Below are 23,246 nucleotides of genomic sequence, written 5' to 3'. Positions count from 1 at the left end.
ATAGATTTACCCAAGCGTTCAAAAATACAGAGCTCAGCGCTTCATCGGGCTTTATATCAAAGTATTACTTTTAATAATGGTAATTTCTTTTAATTCCAACGACGCTCGCATCTTGAGTTGGTTTGGGTATATAATGTCGGGTCAATTTTAAGCATTCTCGTTGTGTAAGCATTTTTTTATTACACATAAACAGTAATTAGGATTTATCAGTGGCAAAACAAATTCAGGCAGTTCGCGGTATGAACGATTGTCTGCCGGGCGATACACAAATTTGGCAGAAAGTAGAAAACATTTTACGCGAGACTGTAGCATCGTTCGGTTATCAAGAAATTCGTTTTCCTATTGTAGAATCAACCGATCTATTTAAACGCTCTATTGGTGAAGTAACCGATATAGTAGAAAAAGAAATGTACACCTTTGCCGATCGCAATGGCGACTTACTAACACTTCGCCCAGAAGGCACCGCAGTGTGTGTACGTGCTGGCAACCAAAATGGCTTACTGTACAATCAAGAACAACGACTTTGGTACATGGGCCCAATGTTTCGTCATGAACGCCCGCAAAAAGGTCGTTATCGTCAGTTTCACCAATTTGGTTTAGAAACATTTGGTATTGCCACAGCCGACATAGACGCAGAAGTTATTTTATTAACAGCGCAATTATGGAAAGCGTTTGGCATTAGCGAGCACGTACGTTTAGAGCTTAACTCTTTAGGTTCTAACGAAGCGCGCGCCGATTACCGAGATGCGCTTGTTGCTTACCTTGAACAACATACCGACGTGCTTGATGAAGACTCAAAACGCCGTATGTATTCAAACCCGTTACGTGTACTTGATAGCAAAAATCCAGACGTTCAAGCAATCTTAGTTGATGCGCCTAAATTATCTGAGCATTTAGATGCTGAATCAAAAGAACATTTTGAAAATTTATGTGAACGTTTAGACGCAGCTGGCGTCTCATACACGGTTAACGAAAAATTAGTGCGCGGTTTAGACTATTACAACCGCACAGTATTTGAATGGGTAACCGACAGCCTTGGCGCGCAAGGCACTGTGTGTGCAGGTGGACGTTACGACGGTTTAGTAGAGCAACTTGGTGGAAAGGCAACCCCAGCAGTCGGCTTTGCAATGGGCCTAGAGCGCTTAGTATTGTTACTCCAAGCACTTAAATGTGTTGGTGACATTCGTCGTAATGCTGATGTATATTTAGCGGCAATGGGCGACAAAGCAAGTATTCAAGCCCCAATTATCGCGTCAGAACTACGCCGTGATGTGGCTGGCCTTCGTGTGATGGTTCACGCGGGTGGCGGAAACTTTAAAAAACAATTAAAACGTGCCGATAAAAGCGATGCACTTGTTGCCGTAATTATTGGTGAAGATGAATTAGAACAAGGCGTTGTGACCATAAAGTATTTACGCGAGCGTAAAGAACAAGTCACATTAAAATTAGAACAAGCTAAAGCGCTACTGGCTGAGCTTATAAACGGCTAAGCAGATATTAGAGGTAATCATGGATATACATTCAACAGAAGAAGAACAAGCAGAAGCAATTAAACGCTTTTTCCGTGAAAACGGTCTTTCACTGGCACTTGGTGTAATTGTTGGCTTAGGTGGCTTATATGGTTGGAAAGCTTATAACCAAAACCAAATTACAACCGCTGAGCAAGCGTCAGATTCTTACACTAAATTAGTTGAAGGTGATGATGTTTTATCGTCAGCTGATGCTTTTATCAGTGAAAATAAAGACACAAACTATGCTGCACTTGCGGCGTTTGTTGCCGCTAAAGATGCGGTAGAAGCACAAAAATTAGATGTCGCTAGTGAAAAGCTAAGCTGGATTGTATCAAACGTTGATAATGCAGAATTAAAAGCGATTGCGATTACACGTTTAGCGCGTATTCAAATTGCACAAACTAATTTTGACGATGCTTTAAGCACACTAAATGCACCATTACCTGAAGCATTTAATGCAAACGTTGCAGAGCTTAAAGGCGATATTTACGCTCAGCAAGGTAATAAAGAGCAAGCACGTACTGCTTATCAAGCTGCGGTAGATGCAGGAGGGTTAACAGGCAACCCACTTTTACAAGTTAAGTTAGATGACCTAGCAGTAACTAGCCCAGCGGCATAAGGTTTTAGGTATGAAAAAATTAACGACCGCAACCCTTGCCCTATGTATGGCAACGCTAATGGGTTGTTCATCAAGTGATGAAGAAGACGAACTAGTCCTTCCAGAAATCGTCAATCAGTTTGAAACTGATGTTGTTTGGCAAGAGTCTGTAGGTAGCGGCGTAGAGCATTACTTTTCTCGCTTAACACCTGCTGTTTACAAAGACACTGTTTATGTTGCTAACCGCGAAGGTCAAGTAGAAGCGTTATCGCTTACTAGCGGCGATGTACAGTGGGACACCGACGTACGCCAAGACACCTCTTTTTGGCCTTGGAGCGACGACGGTTCAGCAAAATTATCAGGCGGTATATTACAAGCTTATGGTAAACTGTATATCGGTTCTGAACATGGCTTTGTTGTAGCACTTGACCGTGAAACCGGTGAAGAAGTATGGCGTAAAAACGTACCTGGTGAATCACTTTCAAAAGCAGCAGCTGGCGATGGCTTAATATTTGTAAACTTAGGCTCGGGTAAATTACTAGCCCTTCATCCAGATACTGGTGAAGAGCGTTGGAGCTTTGAGCAAGAAGTGCCTGCGCTTACATTACGCGGACAAAGTGCACCCACTGTTGCCAATGGTGGTGTTTTAGTTGGCCTTGAAACAGGTAAATTAAGCGTTTTAATTTCAGAAAGTGGTTACTCAGCTTGGAGTGCAGAAATTGCAGCTGCAAAAGGTGCCTCAGAATTTGAACGCCTAGTTGATGTAGACACGCAGCCACTCATTAGCGGCCCATACGCTTATGCAATTGCATACAACGGTAACTTAGCTGCAGTGGATATTCGCTCTGGTAATGTTGTTTGGAAGCGCGAATACAGTAGCTATCGCGAAATTTCGATGGATGCGCAAAGTATTTATGTAGTAGACAGCAACGGCGTTGTTTATGCATTAGATAAAAATTCAGGTATTGAACGTTGGAGCCAACCCGCACTCCGTGGTTGGTACTTAACAGGTCCTGCTGTTACAGGTAACTATTTAGCCTTAGGCGACCAAGAAGGTAACCTACATTGGCTAAACAAAGACACTGGTGAGCTTGTATCTCGTGAAGACTTTGACAGCTCAGGCTTCTTTGTTGAACCTGTTGTTGCCGACGACAAACTGATATTATACACCCGTGACGGTGAAGTAAGTGCGGTAACAATACCAAACTAACTAGCTAACACTTAAAGGTTTTTTGTAAGGCTTCGCTCTGCGAAGCCTTTTGTTGTTTTTTAAAGAGGTAGTTTATGCTTCCCGTGATCGCTCTAGTTGGGCGACCCAATGTGGGCAAATCCACATTATTTAACCGTTTAACACGTACTCGTGATGCACTCGTAGCCGATTTTCCAGGTTTAACACGAGATAGAAAATATGGCCAAGCTAATTACGATGGCTATGAATTTATCGTGGTGGACACGGGCGGTATTGATGGCACAGAAGAAGGCATCGAGATCGAAATGGCTGACCAATCGCTACTTGCTATTGAAGAAGCCGACATCGTACTGTTTTTAGTAGACGCACGCGTAGGTATGACCGTTGCCGACCAAGCTATTGCCAATCATCTTCGCAAACAAGACAAAAAATGTTTTGTTGTTGCCAATAAAACCGATGGCATAGACGCTGATTCAAACTGTGCTGAATTTTACCAGCTATCACTGGGTGAAATTCATCATATTGCAGCAGCGCATGGTCGTGGTATTACACTTTTACTTGAGCACACACTTCAACCTGTGATTGCCGAACTAGCAGCACAAGATGAAGACGTAGCCGATGACGATGAAGAGCTAATAGACCTTTACGAAGAAGGTGAAGGCGATGATACCGACCACCAAGCATTTGCAGATAAGCCGGTAAAGCTTGCAATTATTGGTCGTCCTAATGTAGGTAAGTCAACACTTACAAACCGTATACTCGGTGAAGAACGTGTAATTGTGTACGATATGCCAGGTACAACGCGCGACTCTATCTATATCCCTATGACACGAAACGAAAAAGAGTACGTGTTAATCGATACAGCCGGTGTACGTAAACGTAAAAAAGTAAGCGACGTAGTAGAAAAGTTTTCAGTTATTAAAACACTGCAGGCTATCGAAGATTGTAATGTTGTTTTACTGGTTGTAGATGCGCGCGATGGTATTTCTGATCAAGACTTAAGTTTATTAGGTTTTGCGCTTAACTCAGGCCGTTCATTAGTTATTGCCGTGAACAAATGGGATGGGCTTGATGACTACGTTAAAGATCGTATTAAAACCGAGCTTGACCGTCGTTTAGGCTTTATTGACTTTGCACGCTTGCACTTTATATCTGCACTTCATGGTACAGGTGTTGGCCACTTATTTGAATCCGTTGATGAAGCGTACGAGTCAGCAACTAAACGTATAAGTACTGCAATGCTACGCCGTATTATGGACATGGCACAGGCTGATCACCAGCCGCCACTTGTTCGTGGTCGTCGTGTTAAGCTTAAATACGCGCATGCCGGTGGTTATAACCCGCCACGTATTGTAATTCACGGTAACCAAGTTCACGATTTACCAGATAGCTACAAACGCTACCTTATGAACTACTACCGTAAAGCACTTAAAATTATGGGCACCCCAATCAAAATTGAATTTAGAGAAGGTGATAACCCATTCGCAGGGCGTACTAATAAAGTAACGCTTTCGCAAAAACGTAAAATACGTGCCTTTGCAAAAGAAAACCGTAATAAATAAACGGTATAAGCGTTAATTTATTACAAAAACGGCGTACTTTGTAGTACGCCGTTTTTTTATGCTTTATACCAATTAGCTTAACTAGGTGATCTATTTAGTGGTTTTGAATGAGAATTCTTTAACGCGAGTAACAACACGTTTAGCTTAGCAAAATGATTACGTATTATTGCAGATTGGTATTAGAGACTCAGTAATGCCAATTGTACCAGCCGTTCGACTGTGGTGGCTTGGGTATTTTTAGGCGCTTTGGGGTAATACTTAGATTTTGGCGGCTTAATAGATACAAACCCATGGTTGGTGGCCATTTCGTGCACTAACAGTTTTCGTTCTTTGGGGGTTAGGTGGTTTTCGTGTATTTTTGCAAGCTCGCCGCTATCAAGCCATATGCCAGCGCAACCTGGGCACTCGTCTATTTCGACAGCCTTAACTGGCGAAAAATACCGGCGCATCATCACAATACTTGGGCATTTAGGGCAATTTACTCGCATTGAAACATCGCCTTCATTTTCGGTATAGTTACTTAAGTGTTTAAGTAAAACCTGACCATGCTTTAACTCAGGCGAGCTAAATTTAAAAATTTGGCTGTTATCAAAAAACACGCCGCCTTGCGCTGACGTAAAAACAGTAATGCCGCCAACGAGTAAAGGTTCAAGTGGCGTATTACTACGAGGACAGTACATTTAAAATTCCTTTTCATTGATGCTTTTTTACTCAAGCGCTTTATGAATAAGCCCAACAAGCGGCGCTGGCAATGTAATATTACCTGCAAGTACAAACTCATGCGCGTCATCTGACATTTTTTGCCATGTACGGCGAATAATCCCTATCCATTTTTGCTCATCGTAATCAGGCTTACTATTAGCAAACCCCAACATGTAATGCTCAATAAATACGAGGCTTGCTACGTCTTCTACTAATTGGCTATCTGGGTTACGTTTAATATTTTTTTTAGCCACCGCATCGTACACTCTATTTTGCTCAGCTTCGCCGTAACCAGCTTGCTGCATAAGCGCAACAACACTACTTGCATGAAATATATAAAGTGCACTGCGCCATTGATGATAGCCTTGCTTGTTCATTTCAAAGTCACTACGCGGCGACTTCCAGCGTTGTATATGCTGCCCACGCACTGCAATTTGCATAAGCTCGCCAGCATCGGGGTTAAAACGGCTAAGCATGTCGCTCATTCGAGTAGCATAAAGGCTTTCTTTGGGCACGCTTTGCCCATTAAATTGCTCACTATTTGGGTCTTGGTTGTTTGCTTCATCAATTAAGGCGATTACTTTATTAAACATGACAGTCATTTTTTATAATAAGTTTTAATCATTCTAAACGCTGATAAAACAATAAACTAGTGCGCCACTCAGTTACACAGTGAAATTTGTTCAATCAAAAAGTAAAGCCAGAAGATACAGGTTATAAAAGTAAGCGCATTGATTAAGTTAACTTGGTACTATATTGAGCACAAATTAAAATAAAAAAGCGCGACTAACTCGCCAATAACGGATCACTATGTTTAAAAAACGTATTTTAGCTATTTGCTTAGCAACCACCTCGCTACCAAGCCTTGCCGACAGCAACAGCGATTTAAAAACCATTATTGATAACCACTGGCAAAATGCCAAAGGTGAAAAAATATTTTTTCGAACCGATCCTGACGGTTGGAAACCAAACGGCACATTACCAAATTGGAGCGAGCAAGCCATTGCTAAGCGCCAAGCGTATAACAACAGCGTACTAAAAAGCTTAGCCAACATTGACCCAAAAACGCTCAATAACGAGCAGCTAATGAACTATCGCTTATTTAAATATGAGCGCGAAACCGAGCAGCAAAGCTACCTTTATCAAGATAAGTATTTTCCGGTTAATTTTTTAAGTGGCTGGCATACTTACTTTGCAGAAGCGCCAGCTAATATGGCTTTTTTAACAGCTGATGATTACAACGCTTTTTTAATCAGCCTTGCCGACTACCCGCGCTATAATCAGCAAAATATTGATTTAATGAAAGAAGGTATAAAAACAGGCTTTACTCATTACTGTAAAACCTTTGAAAATTATAGCCAAAGCATAAGCGCGCATTTAGTTAAAACCCCCGAAAAAAGCGCCCTTTACGAGCCCTTTACGCGTATACCTAATACATTTAGTGCAGCGCAAAAAGCGAGTTTAAAACAAAAAGCACAAGCGTTAATTGAAGAAAAAGTAATTCCTGCCTATCAGCATTTTTATGACTTTTTTAAAAATGATTACATGTCACACTGTAGAGCGAAGCCGGGCATTGCAAGCGTTGAAGGCGGGCTTGATTATTACAAATACACCGTTAATTACTACACCACAACTAACGCGACGCCTAAACAAATACATGAGCTGGGCCTAAAAGAAGTCGCGCGTATTAAAGCGCAAATGCAAGCCATTATTGATGAAGTAGGCTTTGATGGCACCTATAGTGAGTTTTTAGAATTTTTAGCAACCGATGAGCAATTTTACGCAAAAGACGCGCAAGACCTACTTGAAAAAACCGCTTTTATCACGCAAAAAATGTATGGCAAATTGCCCACTTACTTTGGCCACTTACCGCGTAACACCTTTACTATTAAAGGCTCAGCAAGTCGTGGCGCGTTTTATATGCCACCGCCAGATAACCGCTCTCCTGGTACTTATTTTTTAGCCTCAACACCTAAACTGCAGCCTTTATATAATTTAGAAGCACTTAGTCTGCACGAAGCCATACCCGGGCACCATTTACAAAACGCCATTGCTATGGAGCTAAATGTACCCGAGTTTAGACGCACACTCAGCCACTCTGCATTTGGCGAAGGTTGGGCACTTTATACAGAACGTTTAGGTAAAGAAGCGGGTTTTTATCAAAGCCCTTACAGCGATTTTGGCCGTTTAGGTTACGAAATGTGGCGTGCAGTGCGCTTAGTGGTTGATACCGGTATTCATGCATTTGGCTGGAGCCGCCAAAAAGCAATTGACTACCTAGCAAGCCACACCGCGTTGCCACAAAGCGCCGTGGAAGATCAAATAGACCGTTATATTTCATGGCCAGGCCAAGCGCTCTCTTACAAAATGGGCGAAATAAAAATACGCGAACTGCGCGCAAAAGCCGAAAAAGAACTAGGCCCACAATTTGATATACGCAGCTTTCACGATACCGTTATTGGCCAAGGTTCACTCCCTATGGCTGTACTTGAAGATGTTATAAACGATTGGATAGCAAAACAAAAAAAGACAAAGTAAAACCGTACTTTAATAAAATAAGAGGCGGTAACTCTATCGCCTCTTCTCAAATTGCAACCATGCACGTATTTATAAATTTACTTGATTAAAAACACGATTAACTAATCCTCAGCTACCTTTGTTTCGTAAATACAACATCTACAAAACCAGAGCAAAAGTATGAGCAAACGCATTTTATATTGGCTACAAAACGATTTACGCCTAAACGACAACCCAATTTTTAGCAAACTCGCACTACAGCAATGCGCACTAGACGTGGTGTTTGTAATTAACCCCAACTGGTTTAAAAACACAAATTATCAGCAAAAGCAGTATGGTGAAAACAAGTACACCTTTTTAATGCAAAGCCTTTATGAGTTACAGCAAGCATTAATTGCGCGTGGCCAAACTCTGCACGTGCTAGAAGGCGAACCCGTTAGTGTTTTAAAGCAACGTATTAAAGATCAACACATTGATGAAGTGGTTTACAGTGAGCAATTTGGTGTGTACGAACAACGCGAAATTAATTTATTAAAAGCTCATTGTCCTGAAGTCCAGTTTACCGGTACCCTGCAGGATACCTTGTATCAGCAAAACGACCTGCCATTTAACTTAACAGATTTACCCAAAAGCTTTACCCCATTTAAAAAGAAGGTTGAAGCTGCCAACATACCAATCACACTGTCGCACATTACAACCGAGCTATTACCTAAACCTATTACGCTGTGCGCTAAGAACCCAATTGAGTTACCAAAAGCAGTTAACAACTCAATGCATGGCGGCTTAACAAGCGCACAAAAACACTGTGAACAATACTTTGCAGGCGAATTACCTAGTACGTACAAAATAACTCGCAACGCGCTTGACGGCTTTGACAACACCACTAAATTTAGCCCATGGCTTGCTTTTGGGTGTATTAGCGCAAAACAAATATACAATGCGGTTGAGCAATACGAACAAACATATACCGCTAACGATTCAACCTATTGGATTAAGTTTGAACTACTGTGGCGCGAATACTTTAAATGGCACGCGCTAAATGTACAAAGCAGCTTGTTTAGTTTTAAGGGGCAAAAACAAACTAAGCCACTTACTACGTTTATGCCAAACCGTTTTGCTGCTTGGTGCCAAGGCACAACGCCTTACCCCTTGGTTAATGCCATCATGAAAGAGCTCAATGCCACCGGTTTTATAACAAACCGCTCAAGGCAAATTGTGGCAAGCTGCTTAGTTAACGAGCTGGCACTCGATTGGCGTTACGGCGCAGCTTATTTTGAGCAGCAGCTAATTGATCATGACGTAGCAGCCAATTGGGGCAACTGGCAGTACATAGCGGGAGTAGGCGTTGACCCACGTGGCGGGCGGCACTTCAATATTGAAAAGCAAACACAGCAGTTTGACCCTAAATCCATTTACACAAAAAAATGGGGAGGCAATCAAAGCCCAGATGCACAACTCGATCACCTAAACGAAGTAGATTGGCCTATTTAAGCCAATCTACCTCCACCTAGTTATATTTAAAACAGCTGAGCAATGCCTACATTAATGGCAAAGCCACCTAAGGTTAAAAACAAAAATAAACAGCCAGCTAATAACAGCGGTTTTATACCGGCTTGGCGAATAGCGCCAACATGTGTACGCAGCCCAAGTGCGACCATGGCAATGGTAAGTAGTATATTGTCAAACCATACAATGGCGTTTGTAGTACCTTGTGGAATAACCGATAACGAATGTATCCCGCTTGCCACTATAAACAAAACCGCAAACCAAGGGATTGTAATTCTTGGTTTTTGCTCGCCGCCCTGTGCGTTTATGTTTGCATGCTTTTTACTTTGCCAAAACGATAAGCTCACTAAAAATGGCGCAAGCATCATTACACGTAGCATTTTTTCTATCACGGCGGTGTCGGCTGCATTGGCACTTACCGCTGTGCCCGCTGCAACCACTTGCGCGACTTCGTGAATAGTTGAACCCACAAAAATACCGTATGCGTGTTCACTCAGCCCCATGTACTCAAACAGTATTGGGTAGGCAAACATACTTAACGTGCCAAACACCACAACCGTTGCCACCGCTACCGATACTTTATGCGCTTGTGCTTTTATAACCGGCTCTGTTGCCATTACCGCTGCGGCGCCACAAATAGAGCTACCCGCACCTATTAATATAGTTGTTTGCTCATCAAGATTAAAAACGCGCTTGCCTAACTGCACTGCCAAAATAAATGTACCTAACAGCATTACTATATCGGTTAATAGGCCATGCCAGCCTACACCCGCTACTTGCGCAAAAGTAATTCTAAACCCAAATAAAATAACGCCCGCTTTAAGTAATATACTTTTAGCGTAATCAACGCCTACATCTGTACGCGTAGCAATGTGCGCAAAAACGCTGTTGCCCACAATAATGCCAAGCACAATACCAATTGTTAACGAGCTAAATTGCGCACTTTGCATTATAGGTAACTTACTTAATGCAACAGATGCCCCCGCTAACACAACCACCAGCAGCATACCTAACCACCAGCGCGTATCGCCGTATTGCTTAGTATTAATACCTAGAGGCTGAAAACTATTTTTAATAGCGCTAAGCATAATATTCCCTCACTTAAACCATGTTGATGTGTTGACTTAATTGTAAGAAAGCTCAAAATATAACTCCAATATATTAAAATCATGATTTGATAACTTAAGGTTATACAATTTAGAGTTATACAATTTAAGGTTGTTCAATGAACTTACATGCACTTAGGGTGTTTTATACAGTGGCTAAATTGGGTAGCTTTTCAGGCGCAGCCGAAGCGCTTTTTATAAGCCAGCCCGCTGTTTCTAAGGCGCTAAAAGAGCTAGAGCATCAGTTAAATATTCAACTTATTGAACGTGCATCTAAGGGTAAAAAGCTCACCTTAAGCGAAGGCGGCCAAGCCTTGTATGATCACGCCCGTAGTATTTTTGCTATCGAAAAAGCCGCCCTAGACGATATAAAATCGCGCACGGGGCTCAAACGCGGGACATTAGTTATAGGCACTAGCACCACCATTGCCAGCTATTGGCTACCGCCTTATTTAGCCAAATTTTGTGCGCAGTACCCACATATAAAAGTAGAAGTACAAGTAGCTAATACCGCGCAAATTGAACATGCCTTACTTGAATGCACTATAGATTTAGCCCTGGTTGAAGGCACACCTACCGAGCCGCACATTATTAGTAAGCACTGGCAAAACGATTTAATGAGTGTGGTTATACCGAGTAACTTTAAGCCCGCTAAAGACTTAAAAGCATGGTTAAACGAGCAGTTTTGGCTACTGCGCGAGCCAGGCTCGGGCACGTTAGAAATGTCGGTAAAGTTATTAGCAGAGCATGGCGTGCAAGCTGAGCGCAGTATGCAATTAGGCAGCAACGAAGCCATAGCAAGGGCCGTCGCTCGAGGTATGGGGGTCGCTTTATTGCCAAATGTAGTCACAGAAGATTTAGTGCAGTTAGGCAAATTAACGCGCCTGAACCAAAAAAATAACGAGCAACTCTCTCGGCCGCTATATCAATTGCATTATAAAGACAGGCCATCCTCGCATGCTGCGCAAGCGTTCGAAAAAAGCCTGTTTAGTGAATAGAGATTAAGCGTTTAAAACTATGGCTAGACTGTAAGTCACCTATAAGCAAAAAAACTTTAGCTAAATACAATTTGTTTGCATTTTTCACAAACCACAATTGAGTTTTTTCAGATCGCATTAATGTCATAAGCCACATAACTTTAAGTAAAAGACTAATAATCAATACCACAGTATTATTCATTCACATGTGTAGATAATATAACTAAGGTTAAGACAAATACTTTGATGCTAAACCAATACCAATAATTAAAATAATCAATAAAACCCAATATTTTTTTGAACCATCTAAATTTTCACCGCACACAGGGCAAGATGATGACGCGATTGGAGTCCCGTTAAGATTTGTCGTTTTAACTACAGGTGAGGTAATCCCTGCTTTACACTTTTTACACTTCATAAATATCCATTTTAACTATAAATAAAATTGTTGGTTAATGCTCACATAACCCTTACAGACCCTGTGTTAAATCTTCTGCCAATGACCCCGTGGGTTTTTCAATCACACGCACCAACTCTTTACCATTTTGTTTAACAATAAATGTAGGGGTGTATTTTAAATCATGAGCCTGTGCAATACCTGCATCGTCTCGTTTGTTGTAACCCACTGCCACATAGTTAACACTTGCCAGTTCAACTTTTGACTGTTCAAGAAGTTTAATGAGTTTAGGTACTTCGCGGTGGCTGTCGTGACACCAAGTACCAAATAAAACAACTAGCTCTTTACCTTTAAGCTTTTGCATTAACGCAATATCTTTAGAGGTAGGGGTAAACGTTGTGTAATATTCGCTAAATTTATCGTAATCGTTTATTAAAGCCTGCGCGCTTATCTCACCTGAAAATGGCGCAACATCGTCAGCACACGCTGCCAATGGCATGCTTAAGGCGCATAATAAAATTAATTTTTTAATCATTAGGTTAAGGTAACTTTTAAAATGAGTAATTAAGTTCACTATACTGAATATTACTGAATGTTTACACATTGTTTGCACCTTCTTTTTTTATTGTTTTACCACGTTATTAAAATAAAAAAGATCGCATCAATGACCATAAAACCCTTACTATTTTATTCATTAATTACCTCCACTACATTTTTGTATGGCTGTGGCGGTACTGAGCAAACAACCGATAGCAGCACAGAGCAAACTGACTCATCATCAACAATTACCTCAACGGGCTTAGTTATTAACGAAATTGTCGCAAGCCCAAGCGATACCACCTACGATTGGATTGAGCTATACGCCACTGAAGATATAGCCGACTTATCGGTATTTTCACTTGTTGATGATAACGCCGACAGAGAGCCTCAAGCTTTACCCGCAGTAGCGCTTTCGCAAGGTGAGTTTATTGTTATTCAAGCCATTGATGAAACCGATACACCGCCCGATAACGGTTATTACGTCACCTTTAAACTAGGTAGCGACGATGCGGTTACGTTATACGAGGACGGCACTGCTATCTCTGTACTTGATTGGGAAGAAGGCGAAGCCGCTGAAGGGTTTAGTTACGGCTTATACACCGATGGCACCGGCACAGCGCAAACATTAACGCCCACAGAAGGCGCAGCTAACCAAACAGCCAATACCTCAACACTTGTTACAACCTTAATTGCTGAAGATGCACCACTTCGTATAAACGAAGTAGTAGCAAAAGACAGTAGCGGCGGCGAGGACTGGATAGAGCTTTATGTAACAAGCAGTAGCGATGTTTATTTAGCAGACTACACACTAAGTGATGACAATAACGAACAGTTTGCTCTACCCGATATTACGTTATCGCCGGGTGAGTTTTACCGCATTTACGCAAGCACCGATGATTTAGGCGATCTGCCAAGCGTTGCGTTTAAATTAGGCGCAAGCGATACCGTAAGCCTTTACAGTAACAATGTAATTATAGAGCAGTTATCGTGGAATAAAGGCCAAGCGCTGAGTGGTTACAGCTATGGTCGCTACCCTGATGGCAGCGATGCAACTGCGGTACTCACTCCAACAGAGCTTAGCTCAAACAGCCAGGCAACCCACGGGCCACTCGTTATTAACGAAATAGTGGCAAGCGCCGCAGACGATGGTAACGACTGGTTTGAGCTATACAACAACAGCGCAAATACAATTAACTTAGCCAACTACCAAGTTATTGATGAAAGCGACGACATAGACCCCGTTACCCTGCCCGACATAGATTTATACGCAGGTGAATACATAACTATTTATGCCACCGATGAAGACCCAGGCACTTACTACGTCCCGTTTAAACTAGGCAAAGAAGACGAGCTAAGCTTAATACTCAACGATGAAGTAATTGACTACATTGACTGGGATGAAAGTGATGTAGCCACAGGCTTTAGTTACGGCCTAAGTAGCAGTACAGGCTTTACTCATGCGTTTTTAACACCTACCCCAAGTAGTGAAAATACAGTTGCAACCGCCTTTACACCTACAGCGGTTAATACGCTTTCTATTACAATTACCGACGAAAACTGGCAAAACATTCTAGATAACCCTCTTGATGAGGAATACCACGAAACCGCTATTACCTTTAATGGGGTTACACTCGATAGCGTGGCTATTCGCACTAAAGGTGGCTCAAGTTTAAGAAATGTTGCCAACTCTAGCAGCGACCGTTACAGCTTTAAGGTTGATATTAACGAATATGTGTCGGGGCAAAAGTTTTTTGGGCTAAAAAAATTCACACTGCAAAATTCGTTTAACGACCCGTCGTACATGCGTGAAGTAATCGCCTACGAGCTAATGGATGAAATGGGTGTACCAACGCCTGAGCATGCTTACGTTAACTTTTATGTAAACGGCGAGCTATTTGGTTTGTACTTAATGGTAGAAGCCGTAGATGGCGAATTTGTAGAAAAACACTTTGCCAACAGTAATGGCGATTTATACAAGCCAGATGGCACAGGCAGCGATTTATTATGGCTAGGTGACGACATACAAAGCTACACCGATATAAACCTGCAAACCAACGAAGACACCACAGATAACGGCGCCTTTATTAACTTTGTTGAATCGCTCGATAAAGGCGAAACCAGCGCCATAGAAGTAGACACACTTTTACGTTATATGTCGGTTAGTACTTCACTGTCTAATTTAGATAGCTACCACGGTCCGCTTGCACATAACTATTATATTTACGATGACGATGGCGTATTTAGCATTTTGCCGTGGGATTTTAACGAGTCATTTGGCACCTTTGCCATGGATTGTAATGGCGTAGATGTAAGAGAGCTCTACATTGATGAACCAGTAAGCGGCGCATTAAGCGAGCGCCCATTAATTGCTAATGTATTTGCCGAGCAAAGCAACCTAGACACGTACCACAGTTACTTAACACAGCTTATTAATGGCTCACTTTCAAGCGATACATTTAACGCACGCGTAAATGAAATAGCCGACCTAATTCGTGAGCACGTACAAAACGACCCAACTAGCTTTTATGGCTCAACCTACTTTGAGCAAAACCTAACCTCTACCACGGGGCAGTTTTACGGCTTAACCTCGTTTATGCAGTACCGCGTAGCAAATATGGCCGCACAGCTCGATGGCACATTGCCCTCAGCGGATGATGGCAGCGGATTTTGCGCTAGATAAACAACCCATCCTTCATGCGGTGTCAGCACGCTGGCACTGCACTGTATTACTTTGCAATTTAATAATCTGAGAAAATTATGACAATTCAAGCACGTTTTAAGGATGAACTTTTTGAAAAGGATACTTCAATCTCACCAGTAGCAATTACTGCAATAAACACTAAAAATAAACAGGCTCAGCCTGAAAAACCAGATGCGCATGGCTCATTAACAAGCTTAATTAACGAGTTACTCACCCCATTTGAAGGCTACGGATTAAACGATCTTAATAACGCTAATTTAATGAACCGTGTAGACAGTAAGTTTATGCTACCACTGTCTTTTTTACCTGAGCTACTTACTCATATACAAGGCCAGTACCGCGTACTTGATATACAAGGTAAGCGTTTATTTTCTTATTATAATCAGTACCTTGATACGCCCGAGCTTGATTTATATAAAGCCCATCATAACGGTAAGCTTAATCGCTACAAAGTGCGCCAAAGGCGCTACGTTGATACCGCCACCGAATACCTAGAAGTAAAACTAAAAAACAACCAAAGCCGCACTGTTAAAACACGTATAAAGCTCGAAAAAAACAATGAGCAAGCCCATTGTACTGCGTTTATGAAAGAGCAAATGAAAAACAGCTTTGCAGATTTAAACGTAACCCAGCAAAGCGGCTATAACCGCATAGCCTTAGCCAACGAAGAAAAAGCCGAGCGCTTAACGCTTGATTTTAACCTGTGGTACAACACCCCAAAAGGCGATAACAAAATAACACTACCGGGCTTTTTTATTGCCGAACTTAAGCAACGTAAAAAAACAAAACACTCCCCATTTTATAAGCTTATGAGCAAACACCACATATTCCCAGCCTCGTTTAGTAAATACTGCATTGGCTGTGCTTTGCTCTACCCCGAGCGCTTAAAAGTAAACCGCTTTAAACCTGTTTTAGCCCGTTTAAAACACCTTAACCGCACTAACCCACTATTACCTTTAGAGAATAATTAAAATGACCAAATTAGATCTTATTTTTCTTTCCCGCTTTTTAGTTAACATCCTATCGCTGGCTGTACTTTGCTATGGCTGTTACTTTCGCGTAAGTAAAAATGCAGTGGTGGCAGGCTCGTTTATTTTATTTGGCGTAGGCGTTTTTATTATTACCTTTTTGCTGCACGGCGTTGATATGTCAATGGAATTTGCATTTGGCCTATTTGCCGTATTTACCATGCTAAGGTACCGCACTGAGTCTATTTCTATTAAAGAAATGACCTACTTATTCCTTGTTACTGCCATTGCTTTACTGACCTCTGTAGGGCAAATGAGCTTAATTGAGCTAAGTATTCTTAATGGCATTATTTGCTTAATTGCCTTTTTGATTGACTCAAGCGTATTTGTAAAACGCTACGAAGTACAAAGCGTTTGCTACGAGCGCATAGAAAATATAACCCCGCAAAACCAAGCCACACTAATCGATGATTTAAAACAGCGCACGGGCCTAAATGTAGTTGCCGTAGATATAGAACACATCGACTTTTTAAGAGACGTAGCGCAACTAAAAGTAAGTTACTTAGCCGAAAAACAAACAAAGGCAGCCTAACATGACCTCTAAACAAACGATTACTTATGCGGCACTTTCAGCTCTTTGCCTTGTTAGTAGCGCAAGCTTTGCCAAAATTAACGACGATATAGACCTAAGCGGCTATATCATGCTCGACTACAACAAATTTGATACCTCATTGTTAGAGGGAAAATACGACAGCAGCGATTCAGAAAGTACCTCTGAAATACGCCGCGCACGCCTAAGTTTTAAATCAGACATAGACAAAGACTGGAAAAGTAAATTTCAACTTGGCTTTGCCGATGGCGAAACCGAAATAAAAGACGCCTACCTAGAATACTCTGGCTGGAAATATGCCGATTTAACCATAGGCCAACAAAAAGAAGGTTTTGGCCTAGAAAAACTAACCAGCTCGCGTAATTTATTAATGCTTGAGCGCAGCATGATAAGCGAAGCGTTTTCACCAGGACGCAGCTTAGGTATTAGCCTTTCCGGGGACATAGCCTCAGTAAATTGGCAGCTAGGTTATTACGAGCCCGATGAAGACGAAGCAACGTCTGCTATTACAGGGCGCGTAGCCTGGGTGCCATGGCAGCAAAACACCAACCTTTTACACCTAGGCATCGCCTTTAGTGAGAGGCAGTACGACGGTAACGAATTTAGAGTGAATGAACCTCTTGAAGTTTATACCGCCGACTCATTAATAGAAGGCGATAAAATTAATGCCGATAGCCTCTCGCAACAAGGCGTAGAGCTACTATGGCTTAAAAACAGATTTACCATGATGGCCGAGTGGCAACAAGCACAAGTAACTAGTATTGAAGAGTCATCTAACGATTACGAAGGCGGCTATTTGCAATTTGGTTATCAGCTATCGGGCGGATACCGTAAGTATAAAAACGCAAAACTAGGCGCAAGCTCAGAGCCAGGCTGGGAGCTCACTGGCCGCTACAGCCTACTTAAGCTCAAGCAAGAAAACCAAGACGCAAAAACCTACTCCCTCGGCGTTAACTACACTGTAAACAAAAACATAAAGTTTATGGCCGACTACATTAAAGCCGATTACTACGAGGCAGGCGGTACTATAACATCGGGTAATGCAATCTCATTAAGGCTGCAGTATTCGTTTTAATACGCTTTGTAGTTTTAAGCCGGTTAATCTAAAACTACAAAGCCCTGTGTTAAACGTAACGTTTAGCACAGGGCTTTTTAATTAAGCTGTTATGGCCAATATAATAAATAAACTGCAAAAAGGTTACTAATCAAGCTGGAACTCATCCCACCAACTTAAAAGCTTGAGCTCATTTCCAAGCCAAGCTCTCTCTGAGCGGGCAACTGTGGGGCTAATGGATGAAGTAAAGCTTGCCCCCTGTGGCTTCAAAGTGATGAGGATGTGTCCACTAAAACGGGTGAGGAGTACTTATCGTTTCATGTTCTTGTTATGTTTATTGTTTTCAAAGTAACAACATATGTATTAATGAAACAACCCAAAATAATATGCTGGTAAAGAGAGGGCTATAAATAAAATACCTAACCCCGCACCATTACCTTCAGCTAGACGAGCATTTTCTTCATCACCTTTGTGATATAAAACGTCTGCATAATGACCTACGGGAATGATTTTAGAATGAAATGAAGTTTTAGATTTAACAACATAGGTAGAGCCATTAACTGTAAACTCAAAGAATGGCCTATACACTTTCCTCTTAATGTTATCAGTATCTTTAGCAATGTATTCCTCATAACGAAGAACTCTGCCTTTAATTTTAAATGCGTTCTTATTGAAGCGTCGGTAGTCGTAGCATACATAAATGCCTAGCGCGCTAAAAATAACCCCGCCAAATAATGGAATAATATTCATTTGTCTCTCCTTGACAGTATTCAGAGTGTAAACCGACCCTGCGATTAAACATAATGCCTTAAGATGAGGCGTCGCTTGCGCCGCCCTTCTGGCTTAAATTGTTATGTGGTAATGGTCTGCTTATCATTTGCCAAATACTTAAACAGTATACAAAAACAATAGAAACGCCTACTGCCAAAATACGTGATTCTGGGAATGAAAACCACATAACTAAAATTAACGCAGTGCGTAACCCCGCATGAATTAGCCCTAAAGGGTGTTGAATAATCCACGAGTACACTACCCAATGCAAACCTAAACCAATACCAAAACTTAAAGTTAGGAACTCAGGAGCATATAAAAATAACGGTATATGGACTGCCCATAACAAATTTACCATTAAGACAGAAGCGCCCATAAGTTTTGCCAAAGGATTTTTTGAAGAGAAAACAACTTCTTTGGTTATTTTTGATATCAATAAAGCAATTGGAAAAATTAACCCTGAACCAAAAAGTAACACTAACAGACCCGCACTAACAGGAACCTGAGTTGATACTATTGCCACCACAAGCCAATAAATAGCTCCCGCTATAGGCATAGATAATGATCGTTTAGCAGACCATTCAAAGTCCGCTCTTAGTTCTTCCAATGTCATACTATTTCCTCAATCCTTCATTTTACATAACGAGACTGTAGAACAACTCCAACTGGCTATTTTTTAAAAAATGAGTAAACCTACTGCCTCAACAACCGCATAAGGGGCTGATAATAACTTGCTAAAATGTGTTGCGAAGCGGAACTGAGCAAGCTGTTAGCAGTCCCATTTCTTAATGCGCTTGTTATATTTACCTTTTTAATTCTTCGTAAATTTTATTAGCGTAATTATTCATTTCCTGAGTAACTTCAACTTTGTTCCAAGAATCTGATTCAGCCCACGCATAAATGCCTATATCTGAAGAATATAGGATAATTATGTTTGACTCTTTAAACCAATCAACTCCCCAATAATGAACATGGGATGCGCCAGTTCTGATTAAATCACATTTCTCAGATTGAGCTTCGCATACATTGAGATAAACAATCGAGTCGACTACTTCAGGCATTAAAACATAAAAGTCGTCATTGGATTTGATGGGAGCAAGTTTGTAGTTTGAACATCCAGACAAAACGAAAATTAATAGAAAGAGAATTTTACGCATAAACTTCCATGTAAATACAACTTGAACCTAACGGACAATAATACTGCGGTAAAGTGCGCAGCACCGAAGTGTTATTGCCCCAGTGACCGCAGGGAACGAGTTAAGCGCCTTGTCATGTTTTGCTGTTTCTGACTAGCAAATACACTCCAAAAATTACTGAACATATTCCAATTCCTGCAGCTAAATAAACGTGAAAATAAAATTTATCTGGGTTATCTGCCAATGTAACTAATACTTCTTTGCTTCTATGTTTATGAATGATGCCTTTTTCTTCTGCCAAAAAGCCCCAAAGAACAAAAAACGCCCCGACAGCAATTATGAAGTAAGATTTGAAATCACTTTCTTGGTTGCCCATTTCAGCTTCTAACTCGCTGAGAACTTCATCATTAGACCTTTCTGGTTTAGAAAGCTCATCTTTAAGCTGTCTGTAGTTCTCAGGAAATTTTTCACTATCAATGCTATCCAAAGCTTCGTATAGCTCTTTTAGGGAGTATTTTGAATAGTCTATTTTTTTACTCAAAACAACCTCTGAAAAACATAACGCCTTGCTCACCGGTAAATTGGGAGCGCAGCGAGTAATTTATCCGCGTGCAGCAACTTGTTAGTGTTCTACACATCTGCTTTCCAAATATGATAGATGGATTTACGGCGATTAAAGGCTTCAGCTCCACCCTCCATCACTTTCACGATCTTTTGTTGAGATACTTTGTTGTCAATAGATCCAATATGCAGCTCAATTTTGTTTTCACTTAGCTCACATGAAACAAGTTGATCAGAATCACCTAATACTGGAAAATTAGCATTATGAGTAGCGAATATAAACTGCTGATTAGGCTTCATTTTTCTAACTAGCTTCACCACATCTTCATAAATTGTCTGATTGTCTAGATCATCTTCAGGCTGGTCTATGAGCAGTAAGTCATTTTCATTCTGGCTCAATATAAACAGCATCATAGCAGAGGCACGCTGGCCTAATGAATGCGAACGGAGAGCCTTCCCTCTATAGGTAACATCGTATTTGTTTGGTATTTGGCACGTTAGGAGATCTTTTATATGTGCTAGAAACAGGGTCTTAAACTCTTCGCTTTTACTTTTTGCTTCTGTTTTTGCATTATCAATATCCTTATAAACTTCACCAAGATCAGAATATTTTTCAGATACGGCATCGTATGCGTCCTTTCTTATATTATGCCCTCTCAAGTGCTCTTCAAGTTTTTCCGAAAAGGCGCTTTTATCGCCTTTGAATATGGAATCTATTATCAAAGATTCTTGCGCACCATTTATCCTGCCAATTACTTTTTCAATTAGTTTGAACTCTTCATGCCAAGCGTTATTTAGTTCACTGAGTGCTGTCAGTAAAAGGCGCTTCTTATCATTTAAAGTACCAGTTCTCTTTTGTAAATTAATAATACTAGCTTCTAACTCTGCTTTTTGGTTTGAAAGGTCTAAATATTCATTTGGCTTGACAGAATGAACGCCCTGTTCTTCAAGCTCTTTCACCAAGCCTCTTTCAATTTCTGCAAAGTCTTCTTTCAAACCATCTTTTTCTTTATCAAGCAGATCTTTATCTTTGGAAATTTCTAATAATTTAGCCTCAATCTTTTCGAAGCTTGGAGAAGCATCATTCACTACCATCTTCAACAGAGAAATCTTGGTAAAGAGTTCATCAATCTTGGACTGATTGGTTTCAGATTCTTTCTTTTTGATTTCATCTAGAGAATTTAGAAGCTCATTTCTTGCCTCTATTAATGATTCTATTTTTTTCGAAATGGTTTCTTCAACATCACCGAAGTATTGGGAGTCATTATCATAATCAACTTGTTTGGTAAGCTTTTCTTTAATCCCATGCTTGTCTAGTTGTTCAAGCTTAAATTTTACAGTCGCAAGATCATTTGTGTCCTTTTCTAACTGTTCTGCTTCCTCTTCAATAGCAGACAGGCTTTCAATGCACTCAGTTACGTTTGCCTGCTTTTGAGCGATACGTTTTCTAACATCAACCAATTCATCCCGTACTATCTTTTCGACTAAATCATGTCCAAAACCATCACCCGCGGATGCCAAATCTTTTTGGCCGAAATAAAGCGGATTATTAACAATAGTTCCCAGAATTTTTATATCTGGAATATGGTTCCCATTTTTGTAAACATCTGGGGTGCTATTTAATATTCTAGATACTTCATAAGTTTCCCCATGTCTATCAACTGCTTCAATTGTTATTTTTCCACCACTTTTCAACATATGTGGAAGAAGTGACTGTTTATAATTTTTATCTTGAGGAGTATTACCCATTGGGATATCAAGACCGTAACGCAAGCTTTCTAAAATTGAAGACTTACCGCTACCGCGAATTCCAATAAGACAATTCAAACCCGGAGATAGTGGTAATGTAACACCGTCTAAAAAGCCACCGTCGTAACTAATACTCTTAATATAGGAATGCCTAACGCCTTTGTTTTCAAAAGAAACTCTGTAGTTATGATCTGACAGTGCATATCTAACGGCATCAAAGGAGAAGTCACCTATATTTATGTAACACTGTTTACCTCGTCCAATTTCATCAACTTTTTTTGGATCAGATCCCTCAAGTTCTGCAGGATATGCTTCCCCCCACCATGAAGTAACCTTTGATTTATTAACCTTATCTGGATTATCAATCGTTCTAACTTTCTGGAAACCTCTGCAATACTTTTTAACTAGCGGTTCTTTAGCAATTTCTTGCATTTTTCCACCCGCAACCTCGTTCCAAAGGCCGCTTGGTGCTTCAACATGTGCGAATATAATGAAGAAACTTTTGTTATATGCTTCAAGTTTCTTCAAAGTGGCTAGTAAATCATCATTTGACCTAGCATTTTCCTGCTCATATTGAGATGGAGTTCTTCCTGCGAAAGTTACATTTAGAAAATTGTTAATATAATCTTGACCTTCTGATATCCATTCTTCAGAAAATACGACAAGAACATGAATTCCATTTGCTCCATCATTTACCGAAAGCTCAACACCTGGGAGAAGGCCAATCTTTGATTTTTTTGCTTTCTTTTTTAAAGCGTTAAACTCACTCAAAACAAATTTATTGTGGTTCGTTATTACACCTAATTGAATTCTTTCTGAATTTAGTTTGGCGACATAATCCGAAACATAAGAGTTATCTTCTCCACTATATTTAAACTCTTTATCTGCTTTTGTATGAAGATGAAAATCAGCCCTTATCCAAGCATTTCCATTCAAAAAAGGGATTGTTTTTACATCTTCCATAATAATTCCTATTACTTTCTATAACTTGATTGGAGTGAGGTACACTTGAACGCTAACATGTTTATAGCGAGCGAATCGCGCGTTTTTCTACCACGGCGGAGCTCGTTTTTCTTGTTTGTTTATTAGTA

The 23,246-nt window shown here is 40.7% G+C and carries 20 protein-coding genes; 11 read left to right on the top strand and 9 right to left on the bottom strand.

Features of this window, described 5'->3' with window-relative positions:
• Positions 1–209: 209 nt before the first annotated feature.
• From hisS to der, 4 genes are all read left to right on the top strand, one after another.
• Positions 210–1,490 (top strand): histidine--tRNA ligase, encoded by a 1,281-nt coding sequence (hisS, locus tag PMAN_RS16740; RefSeq protein WP_010556035.1) that lies wholly within the window; start codon positions 210–212, stop codon positions 1,488–1,490.
• A gap of 19 nt (positions 1,491–1,509) precedes the next feature.
• On the top strand, positions 1,510–2,130 hold the full coding sequence (locus PMAN_RS16735) for a YfgM family protein (protein WP_006793569.1): 621 nt from the start codon (positions 1,510–1,512) through the stop codon (positions 2,128–2,130).
• Positions 2,131–2,140: 10 nt separating this feature from the next.
• Positions 2,141–3,319 (top strand): outer membrane protein assembly factor BamB, encoded by a 1,179-nt coding sequence (gene bamB, locus PMAN_RS16730; protein ID WP_010556036.1) that lies wholly within the window; start codon positions 2,141–2,143, stop codon positions 3,317–3,319.
• 74 nt (positions 3,320–3,393) lie between these two features.
• Positions 3,394–4,860: a ribosome biogenesis GTPase Der gene (gene der / locus PMAN_RS16725; protein ID WP_010556037.1), complete on the top strand. Its 1,467-nt coding sequence runs from the start codon at positions 3,394–3,396 to the stop codon at positions 4,858–4,860.
• A 179-nt stretch (positions 4,861–5,039) separates the two neighbouring features.
• Here the strand turns inward: der and PMAN_RS16720 are convergent, their stop codons facing one another.
• Both PMAN_RS16720 and PMAN_RS16715 read right to left on the bottom strand, forming a co-directional pair.
• Positions 5,040–5,540, bottom strand: coding sequence for a TFIIB-type zinc ribbon-containing protein (locus PMAN_RS16720; protein ID WP_010556038.1), 501 nt, complete (start codon positions 5,538–5,540; stop codon positions 5,040–5,042).
• A 27-nt stretch (positions 5,541–5,567) separates the two neighbouring features.
• Positions 5,568–6,155, bottom strand: a complete 588-nt coding sequence (locus tag PMAN_RS16715; protein ID WP_010556039.1) for a DUF4202 domain-containing protein — start codon at positions 6,153–6,155, stop codon at positions 5,568–5,570.
• Positions 6,156–6,372: 217 nt separating this feature from the next.
• Between PMAN_RS16715 and PMAN_RS16710 the strand changes: the two genes are divergently transcribed.
• Complete coding sequence (locus PMAN_RS16710) at positions 6,373–8,100, top strand: DUF885 domain-containing protein (protein ID WP_010556040.1); 1,728 nt, start codon at positions 6,373–6,375, stop codon at positions 8,098–8,100.
• A gap of 159 nt (positions 8,101–8,259) precedes the next feature.
• The gene (locus PMAN_RS16705) at positions 8,260–9,570 is read left to right on the top strand and encodes a DASH family cryptochrome (protein WP_010556041.1); all 1,311 of its coding nucleotides are present in this window, start codon (positions 8,260–8,262) and stop codon (positions 9,568–9,570) included.
• Positions 9,571–9,596: 26 nt separating this feature from the next.
• Here PMAN_RS16705 and PMAN_RS16700 read toward each other — a convergent pair whose 3' ends face one another.
• On the bottom strand, positions 9,597–10,673 hold the full coding sequence (locus PMAN_RS16700) for a YeiH family protein (RefSeq protein ID WP_010556042.1): 1,077 nt from the start codon (positions 10,671–10,673) through the stop codon (positions 9,597–9,599).
• 137 nt (positions 10,674–10,810) lie between these two features.
• On the opposite strand from PMAN_RS16700, the gene PMAN_RS16695 reads away from it, so the two are divergent.
• Positions 10,811–11,689: a LysR family transcriptional regulator gene (locus PMAN_RS16695; protein ID WP_010556043.1), complete on the top strand. Its 879-nt coding sequence runs from the start codon at positions 10,811–10,813 to the stop codon at positions 11,687–11,689.
• 449 nt (positions 11,690–12,138) lie between these two features.
• On the opposite strand, the gene PMAN_RS16690 is transcribed toward PMAN_RS16695, so the two are convergent.
• Entirely contained in the window at positions 12,139–12,600 is a 462-nt protein-coding gene (locus tag PMAN_RS16690) for a thioredoxin family protein (RefSeq protein ID WP_033035240.1), read from the bottom strand.
• Positions 12,601–12,729: 129 nt separating this feature from the next.
• Between PMAN_RS16690 and PMAN_RS16685 the strand changes: the two genes are divergently transcribed.
• The 4 genes from PMAN_RS16685 to PMAN_RS16670 all read left to right on the top strand — a co-directional run bounded on the left by PMAN_RS16685 (position 12,730) and on the right by PMAN_RS16670 (position 17,959).
• Positions 12,730–15,285, top strand: a complete 2,556-nt coding sequence (locus PMAN_RS16685) for a CotH kinase family protein (RefSeq protein ID WP_010556046.1) — start codon at positions 12,730–12,732, stop codon at positions 15,283–15,285.
• Positions 15,286–15,362: 77 nt separating this feature from the next.
• Positions 15,363–16,277: a polyphosphate polymerase domain-containing protein gene (locus PMAN_RS16680; RefSeq protein WP_010556047.1), complete on the top strand. Its 915-nt coding sequence runs from the start codon at positions 15,363–15,365 to the stop codon at positions 16,275–16,277.
• A 1-nt stretch (position 16,278) separates the two neighbouring features.
• Positions 16,279–16,866, top strand: a complete 588-nt coding sequence (locus PMAN_RS16675) for a DUF4956 domain-containing protein (protein WP_010556048.1) — start codon at positions 16,279–16,281, stop codon at positions 16,864–16,866.
• 1 nt (position 16,867) lies between these two features.
• Positions 16,868–17,959, top strand: a complete 1,092-nt coding sequence (locus tag PMAN_RS16670; RefSeq protein WP_010556049.1) for an OprO/OprP family phosphate-selective porin — start codon at positions 16,868–16,870, stop codon at positions 17,957–17,959.
• 342 nt (positions 17,960–18,301) lie between these two features.
• On the opposite strand, the gene PMAN_RS16665 is transcribed toward PMAN_RS16670, so the two are convergent.
• The 5 genes from PMAN_RS16665 to PMAN_RS16645 all read right to left on the bottom strand — a co-directional run bounded on the left by PMAN_RS16665 (position 18,302) and on the right by PMAN_RS16645 (position 23,118).
• The gene (locus PMAN_RS16665) at positions 18,302–18,688 is read right to left on the bottom strand and encodes a hypothetical protein (protein WP_010556050.1); all 387 of its coding nucleotides are present in this window, start codon (positions 18,686–18,688) and stop codon (positions 18,302–18,304) included.
• Positions 18,689–18,746: 58 nt separating this feature from the next.
• Positions 18,747–19,322 (bottom strand): DUF7010 family protein, encoded by a 576-nt coding sequence (locus tag PMAN_RS16660; RefSeq protein ID WP_010556051.1) that lies wholly within the window; start codon positions 19,320–19,322, stop codon positions 18,747–18,749.
• A 190-nt stretch (positions 19,323–19,512) separates the two neighbouring features.
• A complete protein-coding gene (locus PMAN_RS16655; RefSeq protein WP_006793547.1) occupies positions 19,513–19,866 on the bottom strand; it encodes a hypothetical protein in 354 nt (117 codons plus the stop codon).
• A 112-nt stretch (positions 19,867–19,978) separates the two neighbouring features.
• Positions 19,979–20,386 carry a hypothetical protein gene (locus PMAN_RS16650; RefSeq protein ID WP_010556052.1) on the bottom strand — a complete coding sequence of 136 codons (408 nt, stop codon included), beginning with the start codon at positions 20,384–20,386 and terminating at the stop codon, positions 19,979–19,981.
• A gap of 89 nt (positions 20,387–20,475) precedes the next feature.
• On the bottom strand, positions 20,476–23,118 hold the full coding sequence (locus tag PMAN_RS16645) for a TrlF family AAA-like ATPase (RefSeq protein WP_010556053.1): 2,643 nt from the start codon (positions 23,116–23,118) through the stop codon (positions 20,476–20,478).
• Positions 23,119–23,246: the final 128 nt, after the last annotated feature.

It is taken from the genome of Pseudoalteromonas marina (assembly GCF_000238335.3).
In the GTDB taxonomy this organism is placed as follows: domain Bacteria; phylum Pseudomonadota; class Gammaproteobacteria; order Enterobacterales; family Alteromonadaceae; genus Pseudoalteromonas; species Pseudoalteromonas marina.
The sequence above is the reverse complement of the archived record's forward strand: the minus strand, read 5'-3'. Positions and strand labels throughout refer to the sequence as shown.

Excerpts from the sequence above, each read along its gene's own strand:
- PMAN_RS16735 (WP_006793569.1), top strand. The coding sequence starts at position 1,510 with ATGGATATACATTCAACAGAAGAAGAACAAGCAGAAGCAATTAAACGC.
- bamB (WP_010556036.1), top strand. The coding sequence starts at position 2,141 with ATGAAAAAATTAACGACCGCAACCCTTGCCCTATGTATGGCAACGCTA.
- der (WP_010556037.1), top strand. The coding sequence starts at position 3,394 with ATGCTTCCCGTGATCGCTCTAGTTGGGCGACCCAATGTGGGCAAATCC.
- PMAN_RS16720 (WP_010556038.1), bottom strand. The coding sequence starts at position 5,540 with ATGTACTGTCCTCGTAGTAATACGCCACTTGAACCTTTACTCGTTGGC.
- PMAN_RS16715 (WP_010556039.1), bottom strand. The coding sequence starts at position 6,155 with ATGTTTAATAAAGTAATCGCCTTAATTGATGAAGCAAACAACCAAGAC.
- PMAN_RS16710 (WP_010556040.1), top strand. The coding sequence starts at position 6,373 with ATGTTTAAAAAACGTATTTTAGCTATTTGCTTAGCAACCACCTCGCTA.
- PMAN_RS16705 (WP_010556041.1), top strand. The coding sequence starts at position 8,260 with ATGAGCAAACGCATTTTATATTGGCTACAAAACGATTTACGCCTAAAC.
- PMAN_RS16700 (WP_010556042.1), bottom strand. The coding sequence starts at position 10,673 with ATGCTTAGCGCTATTAAAAATAGTTTTCAGCCTCTAGGTATTAATACT.
- PMAN_RS16695 (WP_010556043.1), top strand. The coding sequence starts at position 10,811 with ATGAACTTACATGCACTTAGGGTGTTTTATACAGTGGCTAAATTGGGT.
- PMAN_RS16690 (WP_033035240.1), bottom strand. The coding sequence starts at position 12,600 with ATGATTAAAAAATTAATTTTATTATGCGCCTTAAGCATGCCATTGGCA.
- PMAN_RS16685 (WP_010556046.1), top strand. The coding sequence starts at position 12,730 with ATGACCATAAAACCCTTACTATTTTATTCATTAATTACCTCCACTACA.
- PMAN_RS16680 (WP_010556047.1), top strand. The coding sequence starts at position 15,363 with ATGACAATTCAAGCACGTTTTAAGGATGAACTTTTTGAAAAGGATACT.
- PMAN_RS16675 (WP_010556048.1), top strand. The coding sequence starts at position 16,279 with ATGACCAAATTAGATCTTATTTTTCTTTCCCGCTTTTTAGTTAACATC.
- PMAN_RS16670 (WP_010556049.1), top strand. The coding sequence starts at position 16,868 with ATGACCTCTAAACAAACGATTACTTATGCGGCACTTTCAGCTCTTTGC.
- PMAN_RS16665 (WP_010556050.1), bottom strand. The coding sequence starts at position 18,688 with ATGAATATTATTCCATTATTTGGCGGGGTTATTTTTAGCGCGCTAGGC.
- PMAN_RS16660 (WP_010556051.1), bottom strand. The coding sequence starts at position 19,322 with ATGACATTGGAAGAACTAAGAGCGGACTTTGAATGGTCTGCTAAACGA.
- PMAN_RS16655 (WP_006793547.1), bottom strand. The coding sequence starts at position 19,866 with ATGCGTAAAATTCTCTTTCTATTAATTTTCGTTTTGTCTGGATGTTCA.
- PMAN_RS16645 (WP_010556053.1), bottom strand. The coding sequence starts at position 23,118 with ATGGAAGATGTAAAAACAATCCCTTTTTTGAATGGAAATGCTTGGATA.